At 39.0% G+C, this 20,923-nt stretch carries 18 protein-coding genes and 1 tRNA gene; 7 read left to right on the top strand and 12 right to left on the bottom strand.

What is annotated here, in order from left to right; genetic code table 11:
- Positions 1-9: 9 nt before the first annotated feature.
- Together pepV and TEL01S_RS03525 are read left to right on the top strand one after the other, a co-directional pair.
- Positions 10-1,401 (top strand): dipeptidase PepV, encoded by a 1,392-nt coding sequence (gene pepV / locus TEL01S_RS03530; protein WP_012002758.1) that lies wholly within the window; start codon positions 10-12, stop codon positions 1,399-1,401.
- A 3-nt stretch (positions 1,402-1,404) separates the two neighbouring features.
- Positions 1,405-2,040, top strand: coding sequence for a hypothetical protein (locus TEL01S_RS03525; RefSeq protein ID WP_012002757.1), 636 nt, complete (start codon positions 1,405-1,407; stop codon positions 2,038-2,040).
- Here the strand turns inward: TEL01S_RS03525 and ligA are convergent.
- Positions 2,009-4,045 (bottom strand): NAD-dependent DNA ligase LigA, encoded by a 2,037-nt coding sequence (gene ligA / locus TEL01S_RS03520; protein WP_028843339.1) that lies wholly within the window; start codon positions 4,043-4,045, stop codon positions 2,009-2,011. The two genes, TEL01S_RS03525 and ligA, sit on opposite strands and share 32 nt — an antisense overlap.
- 6 nt (positions 4,046-4,051) lie before the next feature.
- Positions 4,052-4,711 (bottom strand): 5'-methylthioadenosine/S-adenosylhomocysteine nucleosidase, encoded by a 660-nt coding sequence (locus tag TEL01S_RS03515; RefSeq protein ID WP_038051309.1) that lies wholly within the window; start codon positions 4,709-4,711, stop codon positions 4,052-4,054.
- Between the two features lie 117 nt (positions 4,712-4,828).
- Between TEL01S_RS03515 and TEL01S_RS03510 the strand changes: the two genes are divergently transcribed.
- Positions 4,829-4,904, top strand: a tRNA-Pro gene (locus tag TEL01S_RS03510).
- Here TEL01S_RS03510 and meaB read toward each other — a convergent pair.
- The 4 genes from meaB to TEL01S_RS03495 are packed head-to-tail and all read right to left on the bottom strand — an operon-like array spanning position 4,883 to position 8,668.
- Positions 4,883-5,767, bottom strand: a complete 885-nt coding sequence (meaB, locus tag TEL01S_RS10825) for a methylmalonyl Co-A mutase-associated GTPase MeaB (protein WP_012002754.1) — start codon at positions 5,765-5,767, stop codon at positions 4,883-4,885. The genes TEL01S_RS03510 and meaB overlap by 22 nt on opposite strands.
- Complete coding sequence (locus TEL01S_RS03505; protein WP_012002753.1) at positions 5,757-6,167, bottom strand: cobalamin B12-binding domain-containing protein; 411 nt, start codon at positions 6,165-6,167, stop codon at positions 5,757-5,759. The genes meaB and TEL01S_RS03505 overlap by 11 nt, the downstream gene beginning before the upstream one ends.
- 18 nt (positions 6,168-6,185) lie before the next feature.
- Positions 6,186-7,865 (bottom strand): acyl-CoA mutase large subunit family protein, encoded by a 1,680-nt coding sequence (locus TEL01S_RS03500; RefSeq protein WP_012002752.1) that lies wholly within the window; start codon positions 7,863-7,865, stop codon positions 6,186-6,188.
- An 11-nt stretch (positions 7,866-7,876) separates the two neighbouring features.
- A complete protein-coding gene (locus tag TEL01S_RS03495) occupies positions 7,877-8,668 on the bottom strand; it encodes a radical SAM protein (RefSeq protein ID WP_228369032.1) in 792 nt (263 codons plus the stop codon).
- Between the two features lie 54 nt (positions 8,669-8,722).
- Here TEL01S_RS03495 and TEL01S_RS10675 point away from each other — a divergent pair, with 54 nt between their 5' ends.
- The 4 genes from TEL01S_RS10675 to TEL01S_RS03475 are packed head-to-tail and all read left to right on the top strand — an operon-like array spanning position 8,723 to position 12,993.
- Positions 8,723-10,330, top strand: a complete 1,608-nt coding sequence (locus tag TEL01S_RS10675) for a sensor domain-containing diguanylate cyclase (RefSeq protein ID WP_051366164.1) — start codon at positions 8,723-8,725, stop codon at positions 10,328-10,330.
- On the top strand, positions 10,327-11,166 hold the full coding sequence (locus tag TEL01S_RS03485) for a M55 family metallopeptidase (protein WP_012002749.1): 840 nt from the start codon (positions 10,327-10,329) through the stop codon (positions 11,164-11,166). Before TEL01S_RS10675 ends, TEL01S_RS03485 begins: the two co-directional genes overlap by 4 nt.
- A 5-nt stretch (positions 11,167-11,171) precedes the next feature.
- Positions 11,172-12,044 (top strand): bifunctional enoyl-CoA hydratase/phosphate acetyltransferase, encoded by an 873-nt coding sequence (locus tag TEL01S_RS03480; protein ID WP_012002748.1) that lies wholly within the window; start codon positions 11,172-11,174, stop codon positions 12,042-12,044.
- Between the two features lie 10 nt (positions 12,045-12,054).
- On the top strand, positions 12,055-12,993 hold the full coding sequence (locus TEL01S_RS03475; protein WP_012002747.1) for an AAA-type ATPase lid domain-containing protein: 939 nt from the start codon (positions 12,055-12,057) through the stop codon (positions 12,991-12,993).
- Here TEL01S_RS03475 and prfB read toward each other — a convergent pair.
- From prfB to truA, 6 genes are read right to left on the bottom strand one after another with little or no spacing between them, the layout of a single operon-like run.
- A complete protein-coding gene (gene prfB / locus TEL01S_RS03470) occupies positions 12,990-14,093 on the bottom strand; it encodes a peptide chain release factor 2 (protein ID WP_012002746.1) in 1,104 nt (367 codons plus the stop codon). The genes TEL01S_RS03475 and prfB overlap by 4 nt on opposite strands.
- 9 nt (positions 14,094-14,102) lie before the next feature.
- Positions 14,103-16,667, bottom strand: a complete 2,565-nt coding sequence (gene secA, locus TEL01S_RS03465) for a preprotein translocase subunit SecA (protein WP_038051311.1) — start codon at positions 16,665-16,667, stop codon at positions 14,103-14,105.
- 31 nt (positions 16,668-16,698) lie between these two features.
- Complete coding sequence (locus TEL01S_RS03460) at positions 16,699-18,093, bottom strand: hypothetical protein (RefSeq protein ID WP_012002744.1); 1,395 nt, start codon at positions 18,091-18,093, stop codon at positions 16,699-16,701.
- The gene (locus TEL01S_RS03455; RefSeq protein WP_012002743.1) at positions 18,081-18,878 is read right to left on the bottom strand and encodes a TlyA family RNA methyltransferase; all 798 of its coding nucleotides are present in this window, start codon (positions 18,876-18,878) and stop codon (positions 18,081-18,083) included. The genes TEL01S_RS03460 and TEL01S_RS03455 overlap by 13 nt, the downstream gene beginning before the upstream one ends.
- Entirely contained in the window at positions 18,875-20,284 is a 1,410-nt protein-coding gene (locus tag TEL01S_RS03450; RefSeq protein ID WP_144313071.1) for a hypothetical protein, read from the bottom strand. Before TEL01S_RS03450 ends, TEL01S_RS03455 begins: the two co-directional genes overlap by 4 nt.
- Complete coding sequence (gene truA, locus TEL01S_RS03445; RefSeq protein WP_012002741.1) at positions 20,179-20,916, bottom strand: tRNA pseudouridine(38-40) synthase TruA; 738 nt, start codon at positions 20,914-20,916, stop codon at positions 20,179-20,181. Before truA ends, TEL01S_RS03450 begins: the two co-directional genes overlap by 106 nt.
- Between the last annotated feature and the right edge of the window lie 7 nt (positions 20,917-20,923).

Here is a 20,923-nt window from a genome sequence, read left to right as displayed (position 1 = left end):
GTGAATTTTGTGAACAAAACGGTCGACGAATTCGTGCTTGTAAACAGCAATAAATTGTTTGATGCAGCTTCAAACCTCGTTAAGATCAAATCAGTTAAATCCCAACCCGCTGGAGATGGTAAACCTTTTGGAGAAGGAATCGCAAAGGCTCTTGAGGCAGCTTTGAATATGGGCAAGCAATGGGGCTTCAATGTGAAAAACATTGATGGGTACGCAGGACACATCGAATATGGAACTAAAGGTAAGTTATTCGCGGTCCTTGGACATCTGGATGTGGTACCAGAAGGTGACGGATGGACGGTAGATCCATACGGAGGGATTATAAAAGATGGCTATTTATGGGGAAGAGGGTCTTCAGACGATAAAGGTCCAACTGTAGCAGCCATCTTTGCTTTAAAAGCTGTTAAAGAGTCCAGGATTAATCCGAAAAATCGTATTAGAATCATCCTTGGTTGCGATGAAGAATCTGGCTGGGAAGGTGTTAAACATTATTTTGAAAAGGAAGAAATTCCGATATACGCAGTTACACCTGATGCGAATTTTCCAATTATATATGCTGAAAAAGGAATAATAAACTATACAATAACTCAACACCTGCATAAAAATAAAGACACTCAGGTCGTCCTGCTCAAGGGCGGAGAGGCCTCAAATATGGTACCTCAAGAAGCTCTGGCTGTATTAAAACCCGTTAGAGAAGAAATCCTTGAAAAATTGAAAGAATTCACTCCCCAGAATGGTGCTAAAGTGTTCTGGAATATTGACGGAGATGAATTAAAAATAAAAATAACAGGTAAATCTGCCCACGGGTCTAAACCACAAACTGGCGTTAACGCAATATCAGCTTTGCTGGACTTTCTAAGGACTATCGATATCAATTGCGAGGACCTATCAACGTTTCTGCGAACCATTTTTGCAAAAATTGGGTATGAAACCGATGGAACTTCATTAAGAATTGCCGGTACAGATTGCATTGCAGGACCTTTAACTGTTAATCTCGGAACACTGAGGATGGATCCTGAAAAAATAACTGCCGTTATTAATATAAGATATCCTGTATTTTATTCTGAAACGATGCTCACCAAGCAAATAAAAGAAGCACTCAAGCCTCTTCAAGTTGAACCTCAAAATCATCTTGCCCCTCTTTTTGTTTCTCCAGATAGTGAGCTGATAAAAATCTTAAGTGAAATCTACACCGATGTAACCGGGCAGAAAGCAGAGCTTCTTACGACAGGAGGAGGAACTTATGCGAGAGCTGTCCCGTGTGGTGTTGCATTTGGCCCGCTGCTTCCTGGAAGATTAGAAACAGAACATCAACCCGATGAGAGAATTGCATTGGACGATCTTTTACTCGTAGCAAGGATTTATGCTCAGCTTTTTTATAAAATCATGACGGAGTGGTGAATAATGAGAAAAGCTTTTGCAATTATCATCATTTTTTTGAGCTGTTTACTCTTTGCTTCTTATATGAGTTTCGACACAAATGAAGGTGTAGCACTACACTTTCCCGTGTCAGATTACGAGGTCTTTGTCGGATATAGATACAGTGGATTTCAGTTTGAAAAGATGTTCAACGATGTAGGTTTCAGCTTCAAAGCATGTATAGACCCTTTTTCCCTGTCTGGATACAGTTTTGCAGGTATTTATGTTGAGCCTCTTTCTTCCCACCTGGAATCCGGGGCGATGGTATCTGTTCTCTCGAGCGATGGAAGCGATGGAAAATTTATAAAGAGAGGAAACATTGATATGTATCTGAGCTGTGCATACAAAGTCGATTTTGTGGATTTCGGGTTATCACTCCAAAAAACTGTTTTTGGATTTTATTCTGACAGCGATAAAGATATAATTTTTGTTATTCCGCCATTAGAAACCGAATCTCTTGGGGTTGTTGTCGAACCATTCGTAAAATTCACTTTTGGTGATTCTCCAAAAGTTAACGTGAAAATCAGCTACATGCTGAACCTTTTTCGAACAGAGAGTCTGCCATCTGCATTGATAAATCTGTATGGGTTCAGAATAGTTTTTGCTGCCGGAGATTTTTGATATCGATTTTAACAAACTGCAGAAATTCATCTTCGGTTAGCAATTTCACCCCGAGATTTCTGGCTTTTGTTAACTTAGATCCAGGATTATCGCCGACTATCACGTAGTCGGTGCTTTTCGACACACTATCAGTAACCTGTCCCCCGAGTGATTGAACTAACTGTTTAATCTGGTCTCTGGTAAAATTCTTGAGCGTACCGGTTACGGCAAAGGTCAGATTCGAAAGAATTTTTGATTGCACCACTGCCTCTTTTTCCTCGAGATTTAAACCAGCTTTCTCGAGTTTTCCAATTATTTGCCTTGTTTTCTCGTTGTCAAAATATTCTCTAATATTCTTTGCAATCTCGATGCCTATTCCTTCAATTTGCGTTAGTTCATCTACAGAAGAAGAAAGCAACCTTTTGATACTTCTGAATTTTTGGGTTAATATTCTAGCTGTTTTCTCGCCAACCAGAGGGATACCAAGACCTGTCAAAATTTTGTGCAGCGGAGTTTTCTTCGCCTGCTCTATCTGCGCAAGAAGATTGGCAATCATCTTTTGCCCAATACCACTACCAAGCTGAGAAAGTTCAAAGGGGGTCAGATAGAATATATCTGCAATATCTTTTACCAGCCCGCTATCAACAAGCCTGTCAATCAGTTTTTCGCCAAGGCCTTTTATATTGAGGGCACCTCTCGATACGAAAGTCTCTAAAGCACGTTTGAGTTTGGCCGGGCAGTGTGGATTAAGGCATCTAAGCGCCACATCTTCAGAATCGATTTTCCCCACCTTTCCAGAGCAGACAGGACATTTTGATGGAATTTCTATCTTCTTTTCTGAACCATTTCTTTCATCTGCTATAACTGATACAACCTGCGGTATTATTCCCCCAGATTTTTCAACATAAACCTGATCCCCTATTCTTATATCTTTCTCTTCTATATAATCAAAGTTATGCAGCGATACTCTCTTTACGACCGTCCCAGCAAGTTGAATTGGTTCAAGCTCTGCCACAGGCGTCAAAACCCCCGTTCTTCCAACCTGAACAATGATATTTAACACCCTGGTTTTTGCTCTCTGAGCCGGAAATTTAAATGCTATTGCCCACCTTGGTGACCTTGATGTTGATCCAAGAATCGACTGAAAATTAAAATGATTTACTTTGACAACTACCCCATCAACCCAATAAGAAAGCTCAGATTTTTTTTCAATCCATTGTTTCCAGTAATCTATTACCTGATCAATATTCTGGCAGAGCTGTGAATATGGATTTACTTTAAAACCGATCTTTTTAAGCCACTTCAGGGCATCCCATTGAGTCTGTAAACCATACCTTTCGGGTGAAAGCACATAGTAAATAAATGAATCCAGCCTGCGATTTCTGATAACACTTGTATCAAGTTGCCTCAAGGTGCCAGCGGTTGCATTTCTCGGATTGGCAAAAAGTGGCCCATCAACTTTTTTTCTCTCTTCATTCAACCTCTCAAATTCTTCCGTTGGCATGTAAATTTCCCCTCGAACTTCAACTGTGACAGGCTCTCTTAATATCAGTGGTATGCTCCGAACTTTCTTAAGATTCTCAGTTATATCGTCTCCACGCGTTCCATCGCCTCTGCTTAACCCAAGCACAAACCTGCCATTTTCATACCTCAAAGCAACTGAAACACCATCTATCTTCAGCTCAGTAACATATTCGATTGTGTCTTTTTCAAGGAGTTTCCTGACTCTTTTATCGAATTCACGTATCTGCGCTTCATCATAAGTGTTATCTAAACTCAACATTGGTTCAGAGTGCTCAACACTGCGAAATTCATCCAGAACTTTTTCTCCAACCCGTTGCGAAGGCGAATCTGGTGTTACTAATTCGGGGTATTTCTTTTCAAGTTCGATTAATTCCTGCATTAATCTGTCATACTCCTCATCACTGATGATTGGATCTGCCAGAACGTAATATCTGTAATTGTGATATTCAATCTCTTCTCTGAGTTTTTCTATCCTTTTTTTGATATCCTCGGGTATTTTCATCATTCTTCACCCACAAAACATAAAGTTGTTCGTCAAAAACTCCGCTAACACCATTGCAGGTTTCATCCCGAATTTCGGATGATTTTCAATATACTGCTCGACGGCTTTTGAACCGACAACATCTACAATTACCTTTAAAGCAAGAAAATCTTTGCCATTTTCCACACAAACTTTTGCGGCAGCAGCTGAATCCATATCAACGCATATCGCTGATGTGGATTCGTAAATTTCCTTAGCCATAGCTTCAGAAGACACAAATCGATCACCGGATGCAATCGTTCCATAAACAAAATCGTCACTCTCCATAAACTGTGTGAAACAAACCTGAGATGGCTGAAGTATCAAATCAACATTAATTCGAGGGGTAAAATCATATTCTATGTACTCTGTGCCAGCTATTAAAGTACCAAATGTTATATCATCTTTCAGTGCACCTGCGGCACCAATTAGGATCAAACCACTTATTTTGAACTGATCTATTAATTTCTGGGCAAGGCAAGCTGTTTCAACTTTCCCAACACAACCACACGAAATTAATATCTCATTATCTCCTATTAAGCCTCTCCAGGCTGGACGTTTCATGACTTCGAATACCTCTAATTTAGGCTTCAGAGCATTAACAAGCAGTTCAACTTCTTTTGGCAGAATACCCACAACAGCAAGCAAAATATCACCCCGAGCAATTTTAACACAATTAGCAAAAGAAGTTCCCACTTCTGCAAATGGCTTACTCATCGTTGCCAGGTTTTGAGATTTGTGGTATATTTGAATGTTGAGAAAGTTCAGGGGGTAGTTCAGAAGGAAGAACGCCGGAATCGGGGTCCGGAGGCCGAGGGTTCAAATCCCTCCCCCCTGACCATATTTTTTTGACACGCATATTTTTTCAAAAGCTTTTTCTACAATAGCATACGGATTTTCGCCATCTACGCCTTCTACGGCCTGCTGGATCATACGTCTCAGAATATTCTCAGCATGATGCCTTGTACGGCTTCTTCTCCTTGAGTTGAGAACTTCTTCTTTTTTATAGATCTCCCATAATTTGTTCATTCTGCTAAACAGCTCCGAAATACCTTCACCATTTGACGCACTTGTTTTTATAACTCGCGATTCATCTTTTTGTTCGTTTGAAAGTGAAAGAAACGATAAAAGCTGACTACAAAGAGTATCGCTTTCAGAAAGGTCCGCTTTGTTGATAACGTATAAGTCTGCTATTTCCATAACCCCTGCTTTCATCATTTGTACATCGTCACCCAAACCGGGAGAGAGAACCAAAACCACTATGTCTGCTAAATTCGAAATTTCGACCTCGGCCTGCCCAATCCCAACCGTTTCAATAAATATATAATCAAAACCTGCAGCTTCCAGCAAATTGACCACATCAAAAGTAGAATCGCTTAATCCCCCGAGAGCTCCTCTGGAAGCAAGACTCCTTATGAAAACCCCATCATCGAGAAAATGATCTCTCATTCTAATCCTATCTCCAAGGAATGCTCCTTTTGAAAAAGGGCTTGATGGATCAACAGCCACAACAGCCGCAGTAAAATTCTCTTTTCGAACCTCTTTGATAATTTGGTTCAACAAAGTGCTCTTTCCCACTCCGGGACTTCCTGTAAAACCTATAATTTTTGAATATCCTGGCTGAAAATCCTTCAAAATCTCCGGAGTCTGATCCGGATTATTCTCAATTTTGCTGATTAATCTGGCAAGTAACTTATGATTCACTGGTATTAGTCACTCCTCCGCTTAAGAGAATTTTCACTTGTTGAACAATTTCAGACAGCGGCGTACCTGGTCCAAAGACCTTCTTTACACCTATTCGAAGAAGTTCATCAACATCATCAGCAGGTATAATGCCGCCAACAAACAACGGTATGTGATCGATTCCTTCCTTTTTCATCAAATCAATTACCTTTCGCGAAAGCTGCAAATGGGCGCCCGATAAAATCGAAAGACCTATCAAATCGACATCTTCCTGTATAGCCGTTCTGACTATTTGTTCAGGAGTTTGCCTTAATCCAGTATATATAACCTCAAAACCTGCATCGCGAAGTGCATGGGCAACAACTTTGGCACCACGATCATGACCATCGAGACCCGGTTTTGCAATAAGGATTCTGAACATCTTCACAGTTACCACCCCTCACAGTATGGTTGACTCAGTGTATTCACCGTAAACTTCTCTCAGAACATCTGAAATTTCTCCCAATGTAGCGTAACATGAAACTGCCTCAAAGACGTATGGAATTATATTTTCACCTTTCTTAGCAGCATCTCTCAGGTTGCGTAGAGATCTGCGGACTGTTTCATTGTCACGCTGATTTTTCAGTTGCCTCAATGCATTTATCTGTTTTTTCTCCAGAGCCGGATCAACTTTCAATACATTTTTGACCTGGTGTTCTTGATCTGCCTGAAAGGCATTGACACCAACCACTATTTGTTCACCTTTCTCCACAGCAATTTGTTGCCTATACGCGCTATTGTGAATCTCTTTTTGAACAAATCCAGATTCAATTGCTCTGACCATACCACCAAGTGAGTCTATTTTTTCTATGTATTGCCACACAGCCTCTTCAATATTTTTGGTCAGTGTCTCTATGGCAAATGAGCCTGCCAGTGGATCTACTGTATCAGCTACACCTGATTCATAGGCAATTATTTGTTGCGTTCTCAACGCCACACGCACTGATTCTTCTGTCGGTAATCCCAGTGCCTCATCATAAGAATTCGTGTGCAAAGACTGTGTCCCTCCAAGGACAGCCGCAAGCGCTTGAAGAGCAACTCTCACTATATTGTTCAAAGGTTGCTGAGCAGTCAAAGTTGATCCACCTGTTTGAGTATGAAAACGCAATTTCATTGCGTCGGGGTTTGTGACATTGAATCTTCTTTTCATGAGTTTTGCCCATATGCGCCTTGCTGCTCTGAACTTTGCTATTTCCTCCAAAAAATTGTTATGTGCCGCAAAAAAGAAAGATATCTGTTTACCAAATACATTTGGATCAAGTCCAGAGTTTATAGCTGCTTCAACATAAGCAATAGCATCGCAAAAAGTAAATGCGAGTTCCTGAACAGCATTTGCACCAGCTTCTCTTATATGATACCCGCTTATACTTATTGTGTTCCAGCGCGGCATATTTTTTGCGCAAAATTCAAAAATATCTGTAATTATCTTCATAGACGGTTGAGGAGGAAAAATATAAGTTCCCCTTGCTATATATTCTTTGAGTATATCGTTTTGTATTGTCCCACGTAATTCGCTTATTTTGGCTCCCTGTTTCTGTGCTGTGATCGCATACATTGCGAGCAAAATAGCCGCAGTTGAGTTAATAGTCATAGAAGTACTTACACTTTTTAAAGGTATTCCATCAAAAAGAATTTCTATATCTTTAAGCGAATCGACTGCGACCCCAACCCGGCCCACTTCACCCTCGGCCAGAGGATGGTCCGAATCATACCCCACCTGGGTCGGTAAGTCAAAAGCAACCGACAAACCTGTTTGCCCTTGTTGAAGCAGATATTTGAACCTTTCATTCGTTTCCTCAGCCGTTCCAAAACCAGCATATTGACGCATTGTCCACAATCTTCCTCTGTACATAGTTCTCTGAACACCTCTTGTGTAGGGATAATCCCCCGGAAAGCCGATTTCTTCAAAGTAATTCAGGTCTGCTATATCAAGAGGTGTATAAACTCGCTTTAATTCATATCCAGCCTGAGAAAAGAACCCTTCTTGCCTCTCCGGGTATTTTTGAAGGTCTTTCGAAAGATCTTCCTCCCACTCTTCAAATGATCTTGAGAGCATTTTTAAAAATTCTTTTTCGTACACAAAAACACCTCCTAAAACTCGCTTTTTAATGCAAAAGCACAGCATCCCCGAAAATAATTTGAGCTTTTTTTCACTGGTTTAACGATAACATCAACCACTTCTGATAATTCATTTTGGAGCAGAAGTCTGTAATTTCCACGAGGTTGCATACAGCCAAGAGCTATTTTTTTAAAAAACTTCCTTGCGTGAAAAAATACATTTTTGGCATCTTCTATGCTTGGAGGGTTGCACAACTCGAAGGCAGTTCCGCGTGTTGGTACAAAAATATTTAGAACAATAGATTGAAAATATTTTGCAAGAACCTCAAGTGCTTCAAATTCGTGGGAGATCTTTCCGCAATCAATCCCTACTGTCAGGTGTGGAACACAGGTTACGCCAGACGACATGGCTGTCTCTATTTGTAAATCGATGTCTCTCTGCAAACCATATATTTTTTTCATCAGTCTTTTATCAGCAAAGAAATCAAAACTGACGACATCTGCAATATCTTTCAGAAAGCTCAGATTTATTTCCGGAAAACCTATATGAAAATTGTAAACAAGGCCATACCGTTCTTTAATCTGTTTTAGCTTCTTCAAAACACCATTGTAAGGTATCTCCCCTTTAAGATTCAATCCTCCTGTTATAAGAAAAGATCTGTAACCCATCTTGGCATAATTTTCCATTTCACCTATCTGCTTCATGCTCCTCAGATAATGTTTGCCACAATGGAGGCAGTTCAGTGCGCACCATTCTCCAGTTACTGAGACAGGTACAGTAAACTGTGGATCCACCAATATCATAGCATCACCAAGATTGATCATATCACCATACCGATGAAATTCAAAAATGGTATCATTGACATTTGAGGTGGACCAATGAAAGATTTTTTTGAATGGTTTTGCGAAAGAAACATAGTTCCTTCAGCTGTTTTCATCAATGGCTCGCAGGTTCAAGCTAACCAGTTGTTTATAGATCAAACTATAAAGAAAAGCACCGACTTTCAAACAATTCTGTCAGATCTGGTAAAAGAGAGTATAAATAATCTTGAAAAAACTATATCTGTCCCGTTGACAAAATGTGGTATCTGGAAAAATCTAAGTTGTTTATCGGTAAAATCAAAAGGATCAATATACTCTTTATTGATCTTTGCTCCGAACCAAGTTCTTGTCAAATATGTTGACATAATTCTCAAAAACCAGGCAATATCACCAATTATTATTGTGAATCAGAAAATGGAAATACTGTTTTGCAACAAACCACACATTATCAAAGCTAACGAAAGTAACTCAGAATTCTGGAAAAAACTGGCGAGCATTATTGAAAAGGCTTTTCTAAGTCAATCAACAAATCAAGGAGAAGTAGAGGTGGATGGAAAAACCCTTAGAGTTATCGCAATACCTATGAACAACGATGCTGTTGTAGTTCTCAGAGAAATAACAGCTGAAGTGATGGCTGAAAAGAGATACAAAGAACTTAAAACGATGGGAACCCGGCTCTCTCTATTAGAGGAAATTGTAGACATTCTTGGTCGTGAAAAAACTGACCTGAAAAAGATAGGGAAGGTTATATATGAGAAAGTCAACGAGATAATACCGATAGATACTTTCTATCTAATCCTAATTGAAGGAGAAGAATTGAATATTGAATATGGGATCAACCAAGAAAAAGAAATAAGCGGTTTAAAGATTAGCCGTGGTTATCGTGGTTTTTCAAATTACGTTATAGATAAAAAAGAGATGATCTACATACCAAATTCAAAAACCGTCCGGATAGACCCCTACAAACCAAAATCTTTGATTAAAGGTGAAACGAAATACATATGGAGCTATGTGGGAATACCTTTGAATGTCGATGGGCAGATTGTTGGAGCAGTAAGTTTCCAAAAAAAATCCATAAATGCGTTTTCTGAATCTCATCTTGCTGTCTTTGAATTAGTTGCAAAGGAAATAAGTGTCGGTCTTAAAGTGAAGATGCTTTTTGACGAACTTGATAACGAGAGAAACAAGTACAGAAAAATTGCGATTACTGATCCATTAACTGGTTGCTATACAAGGTATTACTTTACAGAATATTTTGACAGGTTCCAAGGTATTATAGAAAGAAAAGGTGGGACAATTTCCCTTATCATGATAGATGTTGACCGTTTCAAGACCATAAACGACAAATATGGACACATAGTTGGCGATAAAGTACTGCGGGAAATTGGGCAAACTCTAACAAAATGTGTCAGGAAAATGGATCTGGTTGTCAGGTACGGGGGAGACGAATTTCTAATAATGCTTTCAGACACAGACAAATCAAAGGCAAAAAGAATTGCAAATAGGCTTGCAAAAAGAGTTTCAGAGATAATTATACCTGAACTTGACGAACAGATTACAATAAGTTTTGGTATATCTGTTTATGACGGCTCAAAATCACTTGAAGATGTCTTGAAAATTGCAGATAGAACAATGTATAAGCAGAAAAGGAGGGGCGCAAGATGAAAATTTACATCTCAGTTGATATGGAAGGCTTGGCTGGAATATCGATGTGGCAGGAAGTGGATCCAGGGAACAAACAATCTATTGATCTGTTGCAGGAACACTTGAAGGCTGTTTTAGATGGCTTATTTGATTCTGGCGCCGATATCAGTGAAGTTGTCATCTCAGATTCCCACAGTCGCGGTGATAACATTCCTTATGGAATAACAAAACAATACGATAGAGTCAAGATTGTCCACGGATCATTAAGAAAAGATTTCATGATGAGTGGGCTAAACGAAAGCTTCGATAGAGTATTTTTTATAGGGTACCATGCTGGCATTGGCTGTCAAAATGGAATTATGGATCATACGTACTCCAGTTCGCTGGTTCACAACATCTGGATAAATGGAAAAAGGATGAATGAAGCAGTTATAAACGCGGCTTTTGCTGGATATCACGGAGTTCCGGTGGCACTAATCGTGGGCGATGAGATGTTGAAGAGAGAATTAAAGGATCTCTTCATGGGAAAATACGAATACGTTGTGACTAAAGAAGGTATAAGCAGGTATGCTGCCATTATGAAACCAATAACCTCAGTTATGAGTGAAATCAAACAGGCAGTTAAGAAGGCTGTTGAGATAGAAAGACATCAACTGCCGTTAATCAATTTCGCCAATCCCGTTGAATTAAGAGTAGAGTTTAAAGATACATCTTATGCAGATGCGGTTGAGCTGATGCCTGGAGTTGAGAGAATCGACGGTAGGACAGTTTCGCTATCTCATGACCAATATCCAGTTGTCTTTAATGCGCTGATGGCAATGATATATATTGCTTCTTCGATAAGAAATGCGAGGTGATAGGCGTGAAGACACTGTCAGATTTAATTGAAAAAGCAAAATCATCCAGAAAAAAAAGGGTCGTCGTTGTTGGCGCTGAAGATAAAGAAGCAGTCAAAGCAGTTTTCAAAGCGAAAGAAATAGGCATCGTCGAGGAAATTTTTCTGGTTGGAAATAGTTCCAGTATATCTTATTCGGGCGAAGCTAAAGTAATACATGCTCACACAGAACGTGAAGCAGCAGAAACGGGTGTGAAAATCGTTTCATCTGGATTAGCCGACGTGGTGATCAAAGGTCTTGTCAAGACTTCTACCCTTTTAAAAGCTGTACTGAATAAAGAATGGGGGCTTCGGGGAAGTGGCCTATTGAGCCATCTTGCCGGGATAGAAGTCCCGGGAGTGGAAAGAGTCATTTTTATCACAGATGGTGGTATGGTGATTAAACCAAATATTGAACAGAAAATCTTAGTTATAAAAAATGCTGTTGATTTCCTTAGAAAATTAGGTTATGAGACACCAAAGGTAGCTTTGATTTGCGCTGTTGAAACGGTGAATAACGATATGCCTGAAACAACTGAAGCAGCAGTGATAACCAAAATGGCGCAGCGCGGGGAAATAAAGGGTTGCCTTGTTGATGGCCCGCTTGGTTTGGATAACGCACTTTGCCACAAAGCAGCGGAAATCAAGGGGGTAAAAAGTCCAGTTGCAGGGCAGGCAGATATTTTAGTTGTTCCTGATATCCATTCTGGAAATTTTCTTGGTAAATCGGCTGTGTATTTTGCAAAAGGAAAAATAGCTGGATTAATAGTGGGAGCTAATGCTCCTATTGTAGTTGTATCAAGAGCTGATAGTGCTGAATCGAAGCTACTGTCAATAGCTTTAGCAATTTCAGCAGGATGAAGGTGAGAGTATGCTAAAGATATTAATTCCTGCCAGATTCATTAGCAAAATACGCATACCAGCCCTGGACGAAAAAATCTATTTACAAACTTATGAAGATAATCAAGATTACGAAAAAAAATTAATTGAAGAATTCTGGGATATAATCTATGGCGAAAAAATGGATAAGTTCAACAACACCATCTTCGTGGATAATGAAGACTCATTTTTAATAGCCCTCAAGTACCTGGAGGCAAAAAACTCCCTCGAAAGGTTGAAAAAAAGGTGCGACATTATGAATAATTCCGTTGAACTTCAAGGTTGCAAAATTCTGAAAACTCTCAGGAAATTACAGAGACTCAAATCAAAAAATGTTGACCAAATAACTTTGAAAATTGAGAAAGGTGTAAAAGTGGAAGCGTATATAGAATACCTTACGGATGGAAATTATAGCGAAAAAGAAACAAATCGATACACAGGCACGATAGATGAAAAGGAAATAGATATTGTCGTAGAATACTGTGAATCAAAAAATTCTGCAGCGATCGAAATCCCACCACTCAGAAATCGCAAAGAAGACATTCCTTACATGGTAGATCATTTGCTGTCTTTACTGCATCAAAAACATAAGCATCTACCTGTCAAATTTCCTGATGAACAGACAATGAACGCGCTTTTAAGCTACGACTGGCCTGGAAATACTGAAGAGCTAATAAATATGATCTATAAATATGCTTCCGGGCAAGATATAATAGGTAAATTGATAGAAACCAGCGTGGCAAAGAAAGACTTTTCACCATCTCGAATGAAAAATTACATAGACAACATCGTTGCCAAACTTGAAAAACAATTTATATACAATGCCCTCGAAAAAGCAGCATGGAACAGAAAAAAAGCAGCAACAATGATAGGTGTTAATTATAAAACGTTTTGCTACAAAATGAAAAAGTATGGAATACACAGACACTAAATTTTATAATCAGCAAAATATAAAAGCTCAGCTTCAATAAACTGGTCAAGTTCCCCATCAAGTACAGCATCGAAATTACCAGTTTCAATATCTGTTCTGTGGTCTTTGACAAGCGTGTATGGTTGCAAAATATAAGATCTTATCTGGTTTCCCCAGGAAATTTCTTTAAGTTCACCCTGAATCTCATCAAGCTGCTCTCTCCTTTTTGCAAGCTCCAGTTGATAGAGTTTTGCTTTAAGAACTTTCATGGCAAGCGCCTTGTTTTGATGCTGTGATCTCTCACTCTGGCAGGAAACCACTATTCCTGTTGGCAAATGCGTTATTCTGACAGCTGAATCTGTTCTGTTGACGTATTGTCCCCCGTGACCAGATGCCCTGAATGTATCAATTCTTATATCTTCCGGTTTGATTTCCACATCTATATCATCAGAAATCTCCGGAACAACATTGACTGAAGCAAATGAGGTATGTCTTCTTTTTGCAGCATCAAATGGAGATATTCTAACAAGCCTGTGTACACCGCGCTCGTGTTTCAAATATCCATAAGCGTACTCACCTTTTACGAGAATCGTAGCGCTCTTCAGCCCAGCTTCCTCTCCTGGCTGGAAATCGAGCAATTCTACGATAAAACCTTTTCTTTCGGCCCATCTCATGTACATTCTAAGTAACATTTGTGCCCAATCATGGGACTCTGTTCCACCTGCACCTGGATGTATCGAAAGATACGCATTATTCTGATCGAGTGGATCGTTCAATATCAGTTCAAGTTGGAACCGACGTATATTTTTCTCAACTTCCTGAACAATTTTCTCAATATCTTGCGCTATGCCTGGGTCTTCTTCGGAAAGCTCAATCCCGACATCAATATCTTCAAAATTCCTTTCTATCTCAGATATATCAGAGAGTAGCTCTTTTATGCGCCTGACTTTTTTAGAAATCTCTCCTGCCTTTCTTTGATCTTTCCAGATCTCCGGATCTGACATTTCGCTTTCCATCTTCTTCAGTTCCATGTTAAGTTTGTCTGGATCAATAAGTTTAACAAAATTAAGGTATTTTTCCCTGAGCTCATCTATTTTAACGCGTGTTTCATAAGTTATCATAAAAATTTTTCACCTCTTTACTTTAAACCTCTTTTTTATTTTCTCATTTTTGTGTAACTTTCTTCTCTCGGATCTGTTTACAATGTTGAACTCTTCATGGACAAGCTGCAGATTTGAAAGCCCGCTTTTTGCTTCTTGCTCGGCTTTTTTACTATCTACTTTCACAACACGAAGCATCCAGCTAACAACAATCTCATTTATTCTTGCTATCATTTCGTCAAACAGTGCAAAAGTTTCTTTTTTAAATTCAATCATCGGATCTCTTTGACCGTAAACTCTGAGATTCACCGCTTCTTTCACGTGATCTACTTCTTCAAGATATTGCCTCCAGTTATCATCTATGATGCGAAGAATAAGAAATTTCAAAAACTGATCGTACTCGTCCCCTATTTCCTGCCTTTTTCTTTCATAAGCATCCTTTATAGATCTAATCAGAAAATCTTTCATCTGACCTTCCGAATCAAATTTTTGGCTATCTATAGATACCACATCTTTCGGTAAAACAGATAGTGAATTTTTTAAACCTTCAAGATTCCATTCACTTCCATCGCAGAATTCTTCAATTCTTCTCTCAACAAAATCCTCTATGGCTTCATCTATATACTGGCTTACTTTACCTGATAAAATCCAGTCTCTGTAAGAATAAATTGAGTTTCTTTGAACGTCCAGCACTGTATCCATTTCCATAAGATGCTTTCTAATTGAAAAATTGATCCCTTCAACTCTTTTCTGAACTGTTTCGACAAGCTTCGTCAAAAGAGGATGCTCTATAGGTTCTCCTGGTTTGATCTTAAGAACGTTCATAACTTTTTCAAGCTGATCTGCCCCGAATATTCTCAGTAAATCGTCTTCAAGAGACAGATAGAATCTGGATTCTCCGGGATCTCCCTGCCTACCAGATCTTCCTCTTAACTGGTTATCTATACGCCTGCTCTCGTGCCGCTCGGTTCCTATAATGCACAATCCTCCCAAATCGGCAACGCCTTCACCAAGCTTTATATCAGTTCCTCTACCAGCCATATTAGTCGCAATGGTTACTGCACCCTTTTGGCCGGCCTGCGCTATGATTTCCGCTTCTTTCTCATGGTATTTGGCATTTAAAACCTGATGCGGTATGCCCGCTTTTTTGAGCATAGTGCTCAGAAGTTCACTTTTTTCTATAGATGTAGTCCCTATTAAGACCGGTTGGCCTTTTTTGTACCTTTCAACAACATCATTCACCACCGCAGTATATTTTTCAGCCTGAGTCCTGTATATTAAATCATCGTGATCTTTTCTGATCATAGGTTTGTGTGTGGGAATAACCACAACTTCCAGATCATAAAGTTGTTTGAATTCCTCTTCTTCAGTTTTAGCTGTTCCAGTCATGCCGGCAAGCTTCTCATACATTTTGAAGTAATTTTGAAAAGTTATTGTTGCGTAAGTTACCGACTCCTCTTTTACCGGGACACCTTCTTTTGCTTCTATCGCTTGATGAAGGCCGCCACTGTACCTCCTGCCAGGCAATAACCTGCCAGTAAACTCATCAACTATGACAACTTCCTGATTCATGACAACATAATCAACATCTTTTTTAAACAGATGCAAAGCTTTCAAGGCGTTTAGAAGGTGATACACACTGCTCACATTCGATGGATCATAAAGGTTGTCAACTTGCAGAAGTTTCTCCGATTTTTCTATACCCTTATCAGTCAGGATAATCGTTCTGGATTTTTCATCGACCGTGAAATCGATGTCCTTAGACATTTTTTTTGCTATACTTGCAAAACGCCTGTACACAGATGCTCCCTCACGTGATGGACCTGATATTATCAGAGGAGTTCGGGCTTCGTCTATCAATATACTGTCTACCTCGTCAACAATCGCGTAAAAATGACCCCTTTGAACTTTATCATCGAATTGAAAGACCAGATTATCCCGCAGGTAATCAAAACCAAATTCATTGTTGGTACCGTAGGTTATGTCACATACATAGGCTTCTTTTCGAGTTATCTCAATCAACTCTACTTCAAATGCTTCGACCGCTTTTCTGTCCTTTGCCGATTCTTTGAGAAACTCATTCTTATAATCTTCAGGCCAGATAGAAAGATTATCTGAAATCGCTTTTTCATAGAGTTCCTGATTCTTCCAGACAACTTCATACGATTTGCCAAGCTGGTTTATCACGCCGACCCTCATGCCCAGAAAAAGGTACAGAGGTCCCATCCAAAGAGCATCACGGCGTGCCAAATAATCGTTTACAGTTACAAGATGAACACCTTTGCCAAACAACGCATTAAAAAAAAGCGGCATAGTTGCAACCAAAGTCTTTCCTTCACCCGTTTTCATCTCTGCGATTTTGCCATCATTTAAAACCAGTGCACCTATTAATTGAACGTCAAAAGGATACATACCCAGTGTTCTCTTTGCTGCAACCCTCACCATCGCGAAAATATCCTCTATGTGATTTTGAGGATCAGAAATTTTTCTGAACTCGAGAGCAACATTAATGAGCTCTTGGTTACTCATCTTTGAAAAACGCTCTTCACGCCGCTTTATTTTTTCAACAATCTTAGAATATTTTTTCAACAACATCTTGTTTCTATCGAAAAACGGTATCTTCACATCACATTACCTCCACTTTGTAGATGAGGATTCCATTTTCAAGATACTCACAAATCATAACCCTTCCTCTGGCTTTCATGCCAAGTAGAGATTCCACTATCTTTCCCAAATCCACATAAATTCTCATTATATCTTTCTCGGGAAGTTCTTTAGAAAGATACTGATAAGCAGCATCATCTCTGAGTCTTTTTCTACTAGATATTCTGTCATATTCATCCTTGGACATATTCGTCATAATCAAATTTCTCCCCTGCTCAAAAAACGAGACAAAACCATTCAAAATCGGTAAGCGATATTCCTCACCAAAATTTCGTGCACCATATTTGACAAGGATACTATTATCAAATTTCTCCGTCAAATCAAAAATAGCCGCAAACCTGATCTGCTCACCAGACAAATCACTGGTTAGATAGACTCTACCCTCGCTCAAATTTAAAATATAAGAAACAACATCATATATCTTCTTTATTTCCTCTTCCACTCCCTGAAACCACAGCGAAATCTCGTGAGCTATATCAGACGGCCCGGATGCAGTAGCAGAAAAAGCCAAATCACCTATAAGTGGCATATTCCTCATATTTGAAGAATTCGAAAGGTATTTATCAAGATCATCAGATTCATTCAAGTACTGTCTTACGATTATTTGCAGTGACTCTCCATTTGGCAACCCCAGAACGGTAAAGTAATCTGTATCATAAGAATTACTGTTAATACCGGGAAAATCTATGCCAAAGGAATTACCTTTAAAGAACCCACAAATCCAGGTCGGTTGGTTAAGCAACCTTTGAACAGCCGGATGATTTCTCATCTGAGATTCAGGCCTGTCGTAGGTATCTATCGCTTTTTCCAGAGCAATTTTACTACCACTGAAAACAAGGTAACCTCTATGATACCTTGAAAATATAGCCACATCTGTATCCTGAAGTATCCAGGTCTGTTCATTGTATGAAAGCTTCAGATTTGTTATACCAGCTATAAATTTGATGAACTGTTCTGGTTTGTCAGTTTCAAATACAAGAATTGAGTTTGTTCCGATATTGCGTAAAGCCTCTACATAATAATTCAAATCAAGTGAGAATAATGACTGGATTTCAAAAATCATTCCACGAGCCGCAAAAAGTACATCTCTTCCCAAAACTTCATAAAGAAGATCTTGAGAAACACGGGTATTATAGCTCACATTCTCAAGCAGTGATTTTGCAACATACTCTAAACCAAGCCCTTCTTCACCAAGTAAAAAATTAAAAAACGGAATCGACTTAATCATAGGATAATACAGAGATCCTTCTTTGAAAAGCAGGAAAAAATCGTAATCTGCAGGTACAAAATCAATTAACTCACCCATAATAAAAATTGGCAAAGAAAAAAGTATTAAAAGTAAAATTACTGTCCGCACAACTTTCCACCCCTGAAAAAATCCCAGGCTTCTTCTACAATATTTATGACCCTGTCAAATATACATTTGTTCGTATCCGCCCTAACCATATGTGCAAAATATTCAATATTGCCTTTTGAACCGGTTATAGGAGAGTATATCAGATCAACGGGAAAAAGCCCAGAATCAATCGCTTTTTTAAAAATCCTCTGAATTACCTCTAAATGAGATTCTACAGAATGAGATTGATTTTTTCCTATTTCAAATTGCGGTTTTATTAATAAAACAGCTTCCCCACTATCTTTCAAAATTAAGCCAATTGGATCAAGCAAATATATGATGGAGATAAATGAAACGTCACACAAAACTATATCTACATGTTCACCAATATCTCTTAACCTCAAATTCCTTGCGTTGAAATTTTCCATGCAAACAACTCTTTCATCTTTTCGCAATATATCTGCAAGTTGATTTTTTCCTACATCTATAGCATAAACCCTTTTTGCACCATGTTTAAGGGCAAATTGGGTGAAACCCCCTGTAGAGGCACCTATGTCGCAGACAATTTTTTCTGCAAACTTCAAGCCAAAGGACAGATAAGCTTTTTCAAGCTTTTCTCCTCCACGGCTGACATACTGTCTTGGTTCGCAAAGCTTGATCTCATCTTCTTCAAAACAGATGGTGCCAGGCTTTCTGCATATTTTACCATTCACTACCACTCGTCCCAATTTAATCAGATCTCTGGCCTGAGATCTACTTGCAGCAAGTTTTCTCTCAGTAACAATCAAATCGAGCCTTTTTTTCAATTCTCCACCACCCAGCAACCAGTTTCTGTTTGAACGACTGTCCCCCAATCAAAAAATTTTACCCTGAGGACGTTATCGAAAACTCTTGGCTCGTCCATGTACAAAGTTGCCTGGCTATTTTTCATCACCACAAAACCTTTGTTATTCCTAACAATAAAACCTTCCTCTTCGCTTTTCAGGATGATTATACCCTCTCTCCAGGATCCAAAATCATTGCAATTTTCCTCAGAAAGAACATTTCCATTTCGATCTAATTTCAGTACTTTCTGACCAACTCCAACATAAATATAATCGTCAAAGCATGAGATTCCCCAGGCACCTGGAATATGTTTTTCCCAAAGAATTTTCTTTCTTTTCAAATCTACCGCTTTTACGAAAGAAGAAAGATCCAAAACATATAATTCATCTCCCTTAGCACACCACTCAATCAACGGGTTCGATATTTTCATGACCCAGGAAAAATCGAGTGGAACAATCATGCCGCTTGCTAAGACGAGAAATTCCCTATATTTTCCGAGAATTGCGGAATTAATCTGCATTCCTCCTTCTGCCTTCACAGCGACAAGTTTCGGCAAGATCTTTTCTTCAAGGACATCATAAGGTTCATCAATTACCAAAAATTGGCCATCAGGATACAGCAATTTCCCATCTCTATACACCAAAAATTCATTTTTAAGTTTATAAACCATCTGCGCTCCTTCTATAAAAAATGCCGAATCTTCTATTTTCATGTTTTTGTTTAAGTAAACTATCTGCCCAAAAAAGTTGTAAAAACCCTCTGGGAGCAACCGCGTTTCGCCTTTTATGGCAACTTCATAGAGTTTCTCAGGAATCAAAAAACTCACAGGTTTGATTGCATTATGCGTTCTTTTAATCTCCACATCATCCCTTATTTCAACAAGATACCCATCAGACGGCTTTTCTAAAATAGGGAAAATTCCTCTCAAACTACTTGATAAAACTTCCCGAATTTGACTTGCCCCTGCATTTTCTTCATAAGAGAAATCTCTATATTTAACCTCAACGTGGCAAAGTTCATCCTGTACACGTAACTTAATTAAAAGAAAATCTCCCAAACCTATTTGAATCCCTATCTCACAAAGGATTTCTTCTACCATTTTTCGTAACTGATCTGGTCCATCATAGAAAAGCTGAACAACAGGTAATTTTGTCCACGATGCAATCAGATCAAAATCGCTCGATGCCGGCTCAGTAAAACCAGCATAATACAGCACCCCGGACTGTTCATAAATATATACAGGTTGATCCAGAATCCATATTTGACTCACAGTTCCAGCAATTAGAAGTCCACTGCATATAAGTACAAACCATGTGGCGGTGCAGTAACGGCTGCTTTTGACCGATCTTTCAACTCCAGAACTCTCGAAATATCTTCTGGTTTCCATTCGCCTACCCCCACTTTGACAAGTGCACCAACCATATTTCTAACCATCCTTCTCAAAAAAGAACGTCCTTCCACTCTTATAAGAATGATTCCCCCACGTAACTGTAAAACTCTGACTCGATAAATTGTCCTCACTGTATTTTCCCGGTGATCTCCACTCTTCATAAATGATCTGAAATCATGCTCCCCTTCAAAAAATTTCGCTGCCTCTCTCATTTTACAGATGTTCAATTTATAAGGAAACCACCACGCGTAATTTCTGATAAACAAATTTGGTTCCTGGGAATTGTATATGAGATAATGATAAATTCTTCTTTTTGCGTCAAATCTTGGATGAAAATTTTTATCGACTTCGACAACTTTTCGAACGTAAATGTCATCCGGGAGATTTGCATTCATAGCATTTTTCATGCTCTCCTCATCTATATCGAGATAACAGTCGAAACATACAATTTGTCCATTTGCATGTACACCTGTGTCTGTTCTACCAGCAGCAATTGTTATCACCCTCTGCTTTAAAATTCTCTCGAGAGCCTGCTCGAACATGCCCTGAACTGTTCTCACGTCTTTTTGAACTTGAAACCCACAGAAATTGGTTCCATCGTATGAAACTATTGCCATAAATCTCTTCATGCCTTAC

Origin of the sequence: Pseudothermotoga elfii DSM 9442 = NBRC 107921, assembly GCF_000504085.1 — a bacterium.
GTDB lineage: Bacteria > Thermotogota > Thermotogae > Thermotogales > DSM-5069 > Pseudothermotoga_B > Pseudothermotoga_B elfii.
This window is presented reverse-complemented; position numbering and strand designations above follow the sequence as displayed.

Excerpts from the sequence above, each read along its gene's own strand:
- TEL01S_RS03525 (WP_012002757.1), top strand. The coding sequence starts at position 1,405 with ATGAGAAAAGCTTTTGCAATTATCATCATTTTTTTGAGCTGTTTACTC.
- ligA (WP_028843339.1), bottom strand. The coding sequence starts at position 4,045 with ATGAAAATACCCGAGGATATCAAAAAAAGGATAGAAAAACTCAGAGAA.
- TEL01S_RS03505 (WP_012002753.1), bottom strand. The coding sequence starts at position 6,167 with ATGTTCAGAATCCTTATTGCAAAACCGGGTCTCGATGGTCATGATCGT.
- TEL01S_RS03495 (WP_228369032.1), bottom strand. The coding sequence starts at position 8,668 with ATGATCAATCTTGGTGATGCTATGATATTGGTGGATCCACAGTTTACT.
- TEL01S_RS10675 (WP_051366164.1), top strand. The coding sequence starts at position 8,723 with ATGAAAGATTTTTTTGAATGGTTTTGCGAAAGAAACATAGTTCCTTCA.
- TEL01S_RS03485 (WP_012002749.1), top strand. The coding sequence starts at position 10,327 with ATGAAAATTTACATCTCAGTTGATATGGAAGGCTTGGCTGGAATATCG.
- TEL01S_RS03475 (WP_012002747.1), top strand. The coding sequence starts at position 12,055 with ATGCTAAAGATATTAATTCCTGCCAGATTCATTAGCAAAATACGCATA.
- prfB (WP_012002746.1), bottom strand. The coding sequence starts at position 14,093 with ATGATAACTTATGAAACACGCGTTAAAATAGATGAGCTCAGGGAAAAA.
- secA (WP_038051311.1), bottom strand. The coding sequence starts at position 16,667 with ATGTTGTTGAAAAAATATTCTAAGATTGTTGAAAAAATAAAGCGGCGT.
- TEL01S_RS03450 (WP_144313071.1), bottom strand. The coding sequence starts at position 20,284 with ATGGAAACCAGAAGATATTTCGAGAGTTCTGGAGTTGAAAGATCGGTC.
- truA (WP_012002741.1), bottom strand. The coding sequence starts at position 20,916 with ATGAAGAGATTTATGGCAATAGTTTCATACGATGGAACCAATTTCTGT.